Here is a 10,582-nt window from a genome sequence, read left to right as displayed (position 1 = left end):
GTCTTGTCGGACGCGGTTCCTTGTGAATCTGGAAGCCCCCGTCATAGCGGTACTCCGCTTGACGGTGGGTAATTCACCCTCGAATGATTGAGAACTACAATACACTTTCATTATCCTGAGAGTTAGCGCCACACTCTTGAAATAGATTCGCATTAAATACAGCTGTGGTATGTCATCAAGTTGCCTGAACCCGACCCAAAAGCAGTCGGTACAGTAAAGCGAGCTGCGTTCGTTCAAGGGAAATTTGTAGCAATCGCTGTCCGGCTTTGGCTGCAACGTTCGCTGTCCTTCATATTTCTCAACGCTGTTTACTAGGAAATAATTGCAACAGTCATGCTAATATCCCTCTAAAGATAGTTAAGTATCTTTTGCAATAAACTTGAACCTTTTGGCAACCTGATTCAGGAATCGGGCCCAAAAACATCAAGCATTTAACCTATACCAGAACGATCGTGTCTTATTTGCCCCAAGTGCTTTGCTTGAGTGCCAGCCCGCACCTACAAGCGTTCGATCGCCCATTGCTGCAATCCCTGGCACAGCATATTCCAATCGCTAGCTGGGAATACCAACAAACACCCGACGAGCCCTGTTCGCTCGACATTGCATTGGTGTCGCTGCACGACTATTTGAAACACCGCCATCAGCCAATTCATCTGATCGGTCACGGAATTAGCGGACTGTTGGCGTTGCTGTACGCTCAGCGACATCCCGAACGAGTGCTCGCGCTCACTTTGCTGTCAGTGGGTGCATATCCCGCTGTGGATTGGCAAGCGCACTACTACGCTCAGCGCCAACTGCTACCCTGTAGCCGTCAGAGCCTTTTGACTCGAATGGTGGACTTGTTGTTTGGCTGCTCGCCCCAAGCTATGACGGCAGCATTGGTGAAAATTTTGGAGCAAGATCTCGACGATTCACTGTCTCCCCACACTCTTGTCAAATGCCTGAGTTTAGCGCCGATTCGAGTAACAGTGCCGCTGCTAGTGTGCGGCGGTGTGGATGATGTTGTCGTCGATCCGCATCAACTTCGCAGTTGGCGATCGTATTTCGATCGGGAATTAGAAGCCACTTCACGGCTTTGGGTTTGCCCGGGCGGACGCTATTTCTTTCATTTTTTCTACCCGAAACAGACAGCAGAAGCGATTTTGGACTTTTGGCAGGCGCTGCCCTCAACCCATAACAACTGCTTATCGAAGAATTTGTTTTCAGCGTCCAATTCTTAATTTCAAGCTGCTTCGATTCTCGTTGAGCAACCGCAATCTCAGCTTAAACGGTAACAGACCTCACGTCCCACCCGATCTTTTCTGCGGTTAGAGACACTTCTGAACTATACAATTGGGATGCACCCGGATTTGATATTACTTCCCTATTTCAACGCTACCAACCCCAAAAGGGCAAGTGGGCTAAAGTATAATTATTTGTGTACAGCACTTTGCAATTAACTGTTACCTTAAAAAAAGCATACATATATTAACAAAGTAAATGTGCGATCCCTCTGAGAGCGGCAGCTTATTGACAATAGATTTGAATGCCTCCCGACCGCCCTTCGCTACAGACCTTACGCTACAAGTCTTAGTTAGAACCTGTTTTGACTGGCCAGCCCCATCGCCCCTCCCAACCCTTGCTTATTGACACCAGCCTCCTAAAATATTTACTTATCATTCAAATTTAATATTTGTTTTATAATCACAGCAAGAGTACGGTAAACTGAATAACTAACACAAGAAAATGTGGAGTTCGCTTTAAGCGAGTTCGCACAACTTGGTCGATGGCAATATTGAGTTAATCAAAAGTGTAAAATCAGCAGGGATATTTGAAAGACTTATGCTAACAATAAATCTTTCGACCCCTCCTGCTTTCCGTGCGCTCACAATAGTTCGCTAATAGACCTTTAGCAAACTGCAAAAAAGCGCTTTGATAAACTTCAGTGATGTCGTTACAGAAGATTTATGAATAGGAACGAAGGCTAGGCTATGACAAAATTTTCAGAGCAATTTTCTCGACGTAAATTTATCGTTACCGCAGGTGCATCCGCAGTCAGTACAATACTCCTCAAAGCTTGTACTCCCCCAGAACCAGTTAGTACAGCAGGTGCCGGCGGTGGGACTACTACAGGCGGGGCCTCCCCAGCGGCCACATCACCAGTTGCTGTGGCCAACGAGAAAAGAGTAGAGGGCATCGAAACCACAAAAGTTATCTTGGGATATATCCCGATCGTCGAAGCAGCAGGGTTAATTATTGCCAAAGAAAAAGGTTTTTTTGCCAAGTATGGCATGACCGAAGTGGAAGTCGCCAAACAAGCCAACTGGGGTTCGGCTAGAGACAACTTAGAAATCGGCTCTGCAGGTGGCGGTATTGATGGAGGCCAGTGGCAAATGCCCATGCCTTATCAAATTAGTGAAGGTCTGATCACCAAAGGTAGCGTCAAAATTCCGATGTATGTTCTAGCCCAGTTGAACACTCAAGGAAATGGAATTGCGATCGCCGGAAAACACAAAGGCAAAGGCATCGGGCTCAAACTAGACCAAGCGGCCCAAGACTACATGAAAGGTCTCAAAAAAGCAGGCACGCCCTTCAAAGCAGCCTACACCTTCCCCAAAGCCAACCAAGACTTTTGGATTCGCTACTGGCTAGCAGCTAACGGCATCGATCCCGACACAGAAGCCGAGTTGCTAACAGTACCGTCAGCCCAAACCGTAGCCAACATGAAAACCGGCAGCATGGACGGTTTCAGTACCGGCGACCCCTGGCCCCTGCGGATCGTCCAAGAGGACATCGGCTTCATGTCCGCCCTCACAGCCCAAATCTGGAAAGATCACCCCGAAGAGTATCTAGCTATGCGGAGCGACTGGGTAGACAAACACCCCAAAGCCACCGAAGCCATGCTAGCAGGACTGATCGAAGCGCAGCAGTGGTGCGACAAACCAGAAAATCGCGCCGAATTAGTTGCCATTACTTCTGGCAGAAACTACTTTGACGTACCTCCGGCAGTTTTGACACCTCCCTACCAGGGTAAGTACATGATGGGTGATGGTCAACCAGAGATCGACGATTTCAAAATGAGCCCGCTGTACTGGAAAGACGGCCTCGGCAACGTTTCCTATCCTTATAAGAGTCACGATTTGTGGTTCTTAACCGAAAGCGTGCGCTGGGGCTTCCTGCCAACCAAAACCTTGGCGGATAAAAAGATGATCGATAAAGTCAACCGCGAAGATTTGTGGAAAGCCGCAGCAAAATTGGCCGGGGTTGCTGATGCTGACATTCCCAAAAGTACGTCTCGCGGTATTGAAAAGTTCTTTGATGGCCAAGAATTTAACCCGGAAAAGCCAGAAGATTACCTCAAGAGTTTGGCGATTAAAAAAGTTTAATGGGTCAAAGCTGACCGTAATTTAGCCTCAAAAAATTACGGTCATAAAAAATAGCGCAAACATAGGAGATTAATAGGATGGCTGTAAGTACAAATCGAAGGGATCGAGGCTCTGCACAAGGAGCGTTTGGAGAGTTTTGGAAGAAAAATTCACCAAATATTTTGCCGCCAATTTTAGGAATTTTGGGATTTCTGTTAGTTTGGCAATTCCTGTCGAGCACGGGACTGATCAAACTGCCGGGGCCGATCAGCGTTTGGACTGACGAACGGACTCGGGTATTGTTGCTGTATCCTTTCATGAATTCCAAAACCTACGGAATCGGCTTGTTTTGGCAAACTTTGGCTAGTTTGGAACGGGTAGCAAAAGGCTACACTCTCGCCGCTGCTGTAGGAATTGCTGGGGGTGTTTTGGTAGGTACAAATCCGTTGCTGAACAAGGCTTTAGACCCGATTTTTCAGTTTTTGCGGATGGTTGCGCCTCTGGCTTGGGTGCCGATCGCCCTGGCTGCACTACAACAAAACGAACCTGCTGCTTTGTTCGTGATTTTTATCACCGCAGTTTGGCCGATTTTGATCAACACCGCTGAAGGTGTTCGCCAAATTCCCGATGACTATAACAACGTGGCGAAAGTGCTGCAACTGACTCGGAAAGAGTATTATTTCAATATTTTGTTTCCGTCGGCGCTTCCTTACATTTTTACGGGATTGAGAATTGCGATCGGGCTGGCTTGGCTGGCGATTATTGCAGCGGAAATTGTGATGTCAGGGATTGTTGGTATCGGCTTCTTTATTTGGAACGCTTACCAGCAAAACTACATCAGCGAAATTCTCTTAGCGGTGTTCTACATTGGGGCTGTTGGTTTGTTCCTCGATCGCATGATGGCTTGGTTGCAGCAAAAGATTGCTCCTAGTCAAGGAAAGTAGGACTGTTTAATTCTTCACCAAATTCTACTCGTTCCCAGGAAGAGCCTGGAAACGCAGATGCTTTGGCTCTGCCTCGAATTTTACTCCTAGAAAAGTGAGGCAGAGCCTCGCTTACATGGGTTCCCAGGCAGAGCCTAGGAACCAGTTAAACCAGTTAAATTTCTAGCAGTTGTTCGATCGAAACAAATAACAAACAGTCAACAGTCAACAGCTAGCAAAATAACCAACTACAAAAAAGGCAAGAAAACCATGTCAGTTTTGATTGCGGTAGAACAAGTCGGAAAAACATTTCATTTGTCAGACGGCGGCACGTACATAGCCCTCAAAGGCATCGACTTAGAAATTAAAAAAGGCGAATTTATCTCCCTAATCGGACACTCCGGCTGCGGCAAATCTACCCTACTAAATATGGTGGCGGGTTTGGATCTGCCCACAGAAGGATTGGTGACGATCGAAGGACAAAGAATTACCAAGCCAGGCCCCGATCGCATGGTAGTATTCCAAAACTATTCGCTGCTACCCTGGCGGACAGTCAGAGAAAACATTACCCTAGCCGTAGACTCGGTAATGAACGGTTTACCCAAAGCCGAACGCCTCGAAATCATCCAAAAACACATCGACATGGTGGGCTTGGCTCCCCACGCGGAAAAGCAACCTGCACTGCTCTCCGGCGGACAAAAACAGCGCGTGGCGATCGCCCGTGCTCTAGCTTTGCGCCCCAAACTGTTACTCTTGGACGAACCCTTCGGCGCTTTGGATGCTTTGACTCGCGGCAACTTGCAAGAAAAGTTGATGGAAATCTGCCAAGAGTACGAAATCAGCGCCCTGATGGTAACGCACGACGTTGACGAAGCAGTGCTGTTGAGCGATCGCATCGTCATGCTCACCAACGGCCCTGAATCGAAGATTGGCGGCATCCTCGAAGTAGACATCCCCCGCCCCCGCAAGCGCATGGAAGTAGTCACGCACCCCAGCTACTACGCCCTGCGGAGCGAAATGATTTACTTCCTCAACCAGCAGAAACGAGTCAAAAAACTGCGGGCGCGCAAAGTACCCGCGATCGCCCGCCACGGCCTAGAAAAAGTCAACCTCGAACTCGGCTTCATCCCCCTCGCCGCCTGCGCTCCCCTAGCCATCGCCAAAGAAAAAGGCTTATTTGCCAAACACGGACTCGATGAAGTCCACCTCGTGCGGGAAACAAGCTGGCGCGGCATCGTAGACGGCATCGCCGCAGGCTACTTAGACGCAGCCCATATGCCCTCTGGGATGGCGGCGTGGTTGAGCTTGGGAGGCCACCAAGAAAAGCCAATACCAACCGTTACAGCCCTCACCATGAGCCGCAACGGCAACGCAATTACCCTCGCGAGGCGCTTTTACGACCAAGGGATCTACACTCTTGCAGATTACAAAGAAATGCTGCGCCGAACCCCCGCCCAAACTCACCGCATGGGCATCGTTCACCCTTCATCGATGCACAACCTGCTGCTGCGCTACTGGCTGGCTTCCGGCGGCATTGACCCCGATCGCGATGTTTCGCTCAAAAACATCCCTCCAGCCCAGATGATCGTGGACTTGCAAGGCGGCACGATTGACGGTTTCTGCGTTGGCGAACCTTGGAACCTGCGCGCCGCGATGGAAGGAGTCGGCTTTACTGTAGCTACGGATTTGGAACTGTGGCCCGGACACCCGGCAAAAATTCTGGGAGTTCGAGAAGAGTGGGCGAATGCTTACCCCAATACTCACATTGCTCTAGTCAAAGCTTTGCTGGAAGCTTGCCATTATTGCAGCGATCCGGCCAATGCTGAAGAAGTTTCCGAAATTGTGGCGGGACGCGAGTACGTCGCTACTGACAAGAGTTACATCCAAATTGGCGATCCGAAATCTGCAGCTTGCAATCTGGATACTCCAATGCGGGAATACGCCCACCACTTGTTCGCCGGAGACGGAGTAAACCGCCCCAGCCGCACCGAACAGTTGTGGCACATGGTGCAGATGGCGCGCTGGGGCGATACTGTGTTCCCCCGCAACTGGGTAGAAATTCTGGAACGGGTAGTCCGCGTCGGCCCCTTCAGCACGGCGGCCCGAGAGCTGGGGATGTCTGATATTACTTACACTCGGGGTTCTCTCCGCTTGTTTGATGGCTCCGTGTTTAATGCTGACGATCCGATCGGCTATCTCAACAATCTCGCGATCAAACGCGATTACACGATGGCTGAAGTGATTCTGGATTCTGGCCGCAGAGCTGCTTAAGGAATTGTGTAACTTTGAGTTGCCAGTTTTGAGGTAGAAAAAATTCATTAGTAGGTTGGGTTTAGTCCCTAAATTCAACCTACAAAAAACTAGAGGAGCAATTGCATTCATTCGATCGCTCTTCTTGAAATTATCTGCGTCGATCTGCTTTATATAGCAACCGCCAAGGTAGTTATAACATCACATTACGATCGACCAAATTAGTAGAAGCTCACTTCCCCAACAACTTATTGTCAAAATAAACGATCAATCTTATCAACCAGCCGCCACCCACCAACAAGAAAAATGTAGGGTGAATTTATTGGTAAAATGTTGATGTAGTCGTAGATGGGGCTGGTTTATGAAATTATTTGTGGGTTTCATAGATTGTTGGTGAAGCGAGAATCTACAGGATTTTGGGATACTTATTTGTGAGTCGAACCCCACCACAAATAAAAATCTACGACCGCGATAATTTGTCCCGCTTGACTTTCATCGGTTGCTAGATATGCGGTTAATCTATCAATCAAAAATTTAGGCAATTGCTAGTCTACTTTTGAACACTGGCGACAAACTTACCATTCATATCAAATCCGTTAGCATCGGAATAGTAAATTAACAGTTAACAGTTAACAGTTAACAGTTAACATCATTTCGGTACAACCGGAATTGGTATCACAACTCAATTAATTGCGATCGCTAATCACCCACTAACGACCTCCAAAACCCATGATTAATACTTCTCCAAACCAGACGAACACCAAAACCCAAATCCAACAACCGCACGATCGCCGCCAGCCGTTTTTGGTGATGGACAATGTTCATAAAGTATATCCAAACGGTTACAGGGCATTAGAAAACGTTAACTTGACCGTAGCTGAGGGAGAGTTTATTACTCTGATCGGACACTCTGGCTGTGGCAAATCCACACTATTAAATATGGTGTCCGGTTTTAGCCATCCCAGCGAGGGCACCGTGTCGATTAACGGGCAGCGGATTGTTAAGCCTGGCCCCGATCGCATGGTAGTGTTTCAGGGTTACGCTTTGTTGCCTTGGCGGACTGTATTTGAAAATGTTTACATTGCCGTTAACGCTGTATTTCCTAACAAATCTAAGGTCGAAAAAAATGCGATCGTCAAAGAACATTTGGCGATGGTGGGGCTCACAGAAGCTGCTGACAAAAGACCACCGCAAATTTCAGGGGGGATGAAACAGCGGGTGTCCATCGCCCGCGCTTTGGCAATTCGCCCCCAGGTGCTGATTTTAGACGAACCTTTCGGTGCTCTCGACGCAATTACCAAGGAAGAATTGCAGGAAGAGTTGCTGAAAATCTGGAACGATCACCGCTGTACGGTGTTGATGATTACTCACGATATTGACGAAGCGCTGTTTTTGGCCGATCGACTCGTGATGATGACTAACGGCCCGTCAGCGACCATCGGCGAGGTTATGGAGATTCCTTTCCCCCGTCCGCGCGATCGGGTACAAATGATGGAAGATCCCGAATACTACAACCTGCGGAACTACGCCCTAGACTTCCTGTTCCGCCGCTTCGCTCACGATGACGACGCTTAAACCCTTGGAGATTGGGACTTTAAAATGGGCAATGCTGGAAAATTAGAGCTCCAGCATTTCCCCAATTTCAGCGAACATCGCTGCGGGTGAGATGTCGCTGGTGCGATCCTCTTCGAGGGCTTCGCTAACGGGTAAACTGGAGCTTAATTGTTGGGGATAAGTTTTTCGACAAAGTTCGGATCTTTTTCTTAACTTTTACGTCTACCCGCTAAGAGACCCGATTGCCTAGCTGTCCGTAAGCTGGCATGAATTTAGCCCAACTTTGACTGAAGGTGGGCTTCTTTCTTATGTTATTCACAGTTTTTGTTAAATTGACACTTGGTGCATTCCACCCTTTTAAGTGTCACAGGCCCAATCTTGATTAGTGTTTTATGGATTAATATTTTGCCAATCTAGCAGTTATCAGTAGGGAAACGGCACTGCCGTGTCCGGCGCTGGACTCTGCTTTTAACAACATAATCGGGTAGGGAAACGGCACTGCCGTCTCCGGCGCTGGACTCTGCTTTTAACAACATAATCGGGTAGGGAAACGGCACTGCCGTGTCCGGCTGGACTCTGCTTTTAACAATTGACCTCAGATTGATGATTGTAGCTTTTTTAAATTAGTATTACTCAAGTTTGCACGGAAAACTCCTCTGAGTCAATATCCCAATTTACCCAGCGAATTGCCTCTTTAGCAGATGTCATATCTGGCGGAACTCGCAAAACATGAATGTGTCCGGTGCTCGGACAAATCATTTTTAACAGATAAATATCTTCTTTTTTCGGAGCATCCTCATCGTCCTCGAAATCATCTGGATCGAAGCCATCAATATCAGCATCAATTTTGAGCAGCGTGTATTCTTTCCAGCAATCTAACTCTGTTGCTTGCAGTTCCGAGCAAATTCTAGCATAACCAATTCCCTGAATTAATACTCGTCTTAATTCAGCATTGTCTTCTTCTAAAAGCCATTGTGCTTGCCACTGACTGGGGTAAATTTGTCCGTATTTTTCAGGTAATGTTACACCGTGGTAGGAATAGATTTTGTAACCGTCGGGAAATTCCAGTGCAGGTTCCCCTTCTGCATGGAGGCGGTATTCGCTGTCGAGGGATAGTTTGATTGGGCGCGAACACACAATACAGATATCATCTAACAAAATAATCCAGCCGCATTCTGCTAAAAGCTGGTTCAGGCATTCAAAAAGTTTCTGTGCTTCTGGTTTGATAATAATGCCCAAGGAAACACAGAATTCAGCAACAGCGAGATTCTCAACCAAATATTTTGGAGTAACTTTTGGTCTTGAATATTGCCAATAATTGGCAAAGTCTGTGTTCAATTGTTGTTTTAGCTGTTCCTCCCATATACTTAACTCCGAAAGTTCTTGTCGCAATTCTGTGATTAAGATAAAGGGGTGCAGCGCATCTGTTATCTGTTTTTTTAGTCGCTTTATCAAATCAGTGTCATTGGATATTTTCAGCGGTATTTGTGCTACCCCTCCGTTGGGGCTACTGCAAAAAGTTATTTCAGAGGCCTTTAAACCCAGGATCTCGCAGACAGACTTAACGGCGGCTGCGGCTTTGGGGTTAGAGATGGGTTTGGTAGAGTTGACGAGAGTTCCCCACTTTTGACGACACGCTTCGATTAGAGCCTTATGTTCAGGTTTAAAATTTACATTCAGAGAAGTCAAATTAGTCAGAGATTGCAGGGGTGTGATGTCTGATATTTGATTGTTGTGCAGATTCAGCCAACTCAAATTAGTCAGAGATTGCAGGGGTGTGATGTCTGATATTTGATTGTTGCGCAAATCCATAAAACTCAAATTAGTCAGAGATTGCAGGGGTGTGATGTCTGATATTTGATTGTTGTACAGATGCAGATCAGTCAAATTAGTCAGAGATTGCAGGAGTGTGATGTCTGATATTTGATTGTTGGCCAGATTCAGATAAGTCAAATTAGTCAGAGATTGCAGGGGTGTGATGTCTGATATTTGATTGTTGTACAGATGCAGATGAGTCAAATTAGTCAGAGATTGCAGTGGTGTGATGTCTGATATTTGATTGTTGGAGAGATACAGCTTAGTCAAATTAGTCAGAGATTGCAGGAGTGTGATGTCTGATATTTGATTACAGTGCAGATACAAATTAGTCAAATTAGTCAGAGATTGCAGTGGTGTGATGTCTGATATTTGATTGCCGTACAGATTCAGATGAGTCAAATTAGTCAGAGATTGCAGTGGTGTGATGTCTGATATTTGATTGTTGGAGAGATACAGCTTAGTCAAATTAGTCAGAGATTGCAGGGGTGTGATGTCTGATATTTGATTGTTGTACAGATGCAGATCAGTCAAATTAGTCAGAGATTGCAGGGGTGTGATGTCTGATATTTGATTGTTGTACAGATTCAGATGAGTCAAATTAGTCAGAGATTGCAGTGGTGTGATGTCTGATATTTGATTGTTGTACAGATGCAGATCAGTCAAATTAGTCAGAGATTGCAGGGGTGTGATGTC

Annotated in this window: 6 protein-coding genes; 5 read left to right on the top strand and 1 reads right to left on the bottom strand. The window is 46.9% G+C overall.

From position 1 onward, the window contains the following. The first annotated feature begins 452 nt into the window (after positions 1-452). The 5 genes from QUA97_RS26785 to QUA97_RS26765 all read left to right on the top strand — a co-directional run bounded on the left by QUA97_RS26785 (position 453) and on the right by QUA97_RS26765 (position 8,092). Positions 453-1,220 carry an alpha/beta fold hydrolase gene (locus tag QUA97_RS26785; RefSeq protein WP_333197269.1) on the top strand — a complete coding sequence of 256 codons (768 nt, stop codon included), beginning with the start codon at positions 453-455 and terminating at the stop codon, positions 1,218-1,220. Between the two features lie 750 nt (positions 1,221-1,970). Next, a complete protein-coding gene (locus tag QUA97_RS26780; RefSeq protein ID WP_194068599.1) occupies positions 1,971-3,365 on the top strand; it encodes a CmpA/NrtA family ABC transporter substrate-binding protein in 1,395 nt (464 codons plus the stop codon). A 77-nt stretch (positions 3,366-3,442) separates the two neighbouring features. Further along, positions 3,443-4,288, top strand: coding sequence for a nitrate ABC transporter permease (gene ntrB, locus QUA97_RS26775; RefSeq protein ID WP_194068598.1), 846 nt, complete (start codon positions 3,443-3,445; stop codon positions 4,286-4,288). Between the two features lie 249 nt (positions 4,289-4,537). Next, positions 4,538-6,538: an ABC transporter ATP-binding/substrate-binding protein gene (locus QUA97_RS26770; protein ID WP_194068597.1), complete on the top strand. Its 2,001-nt coding sequence runs from the start codon at positions 4,538-4,540 to the stop codon at positions 6,536-6,538. A gap of 708 nt (positions 6,539-7,246) precedes the next feature. After that, on the top strand, positions 7,247-8,092 hold the full coding sequence (locus QUA97_RS26765) for a nitrate ABC transporter ATP-binding protein (protein WP_194068595.1): 846 nt from the start codon (positions 7,247-7,249) through the stop codon (positions 8,090-8,092). 612 nt (positions 8,093-8,704) lie between these two features. Here QUA97_RS26765 and QUA97_RS26760 read toward each other — a convergent pair. After that, on the bottom strand, positions 8,705-10,582 hold a 1,878-nt coding region (locus QUA97_RS26760; RefSeq protein ID WP_333197265.1), incomplete at its 5' end, for a leucine-rich repeat domain-containing protein.

Source organism: Microcoleus sp. CZ3-B2 (assembly GCF_036705055.1).
GTDB lineage: Bacteria > Cyanobacteriota > Cyanobacteriia > Cyanobacteriales > Microcoleaceae > Microcoleus.
Note: the sequence above shows the minus strand (reverse complement) of the source record. Positions and strands in the feature narration are given on the sequence as shown.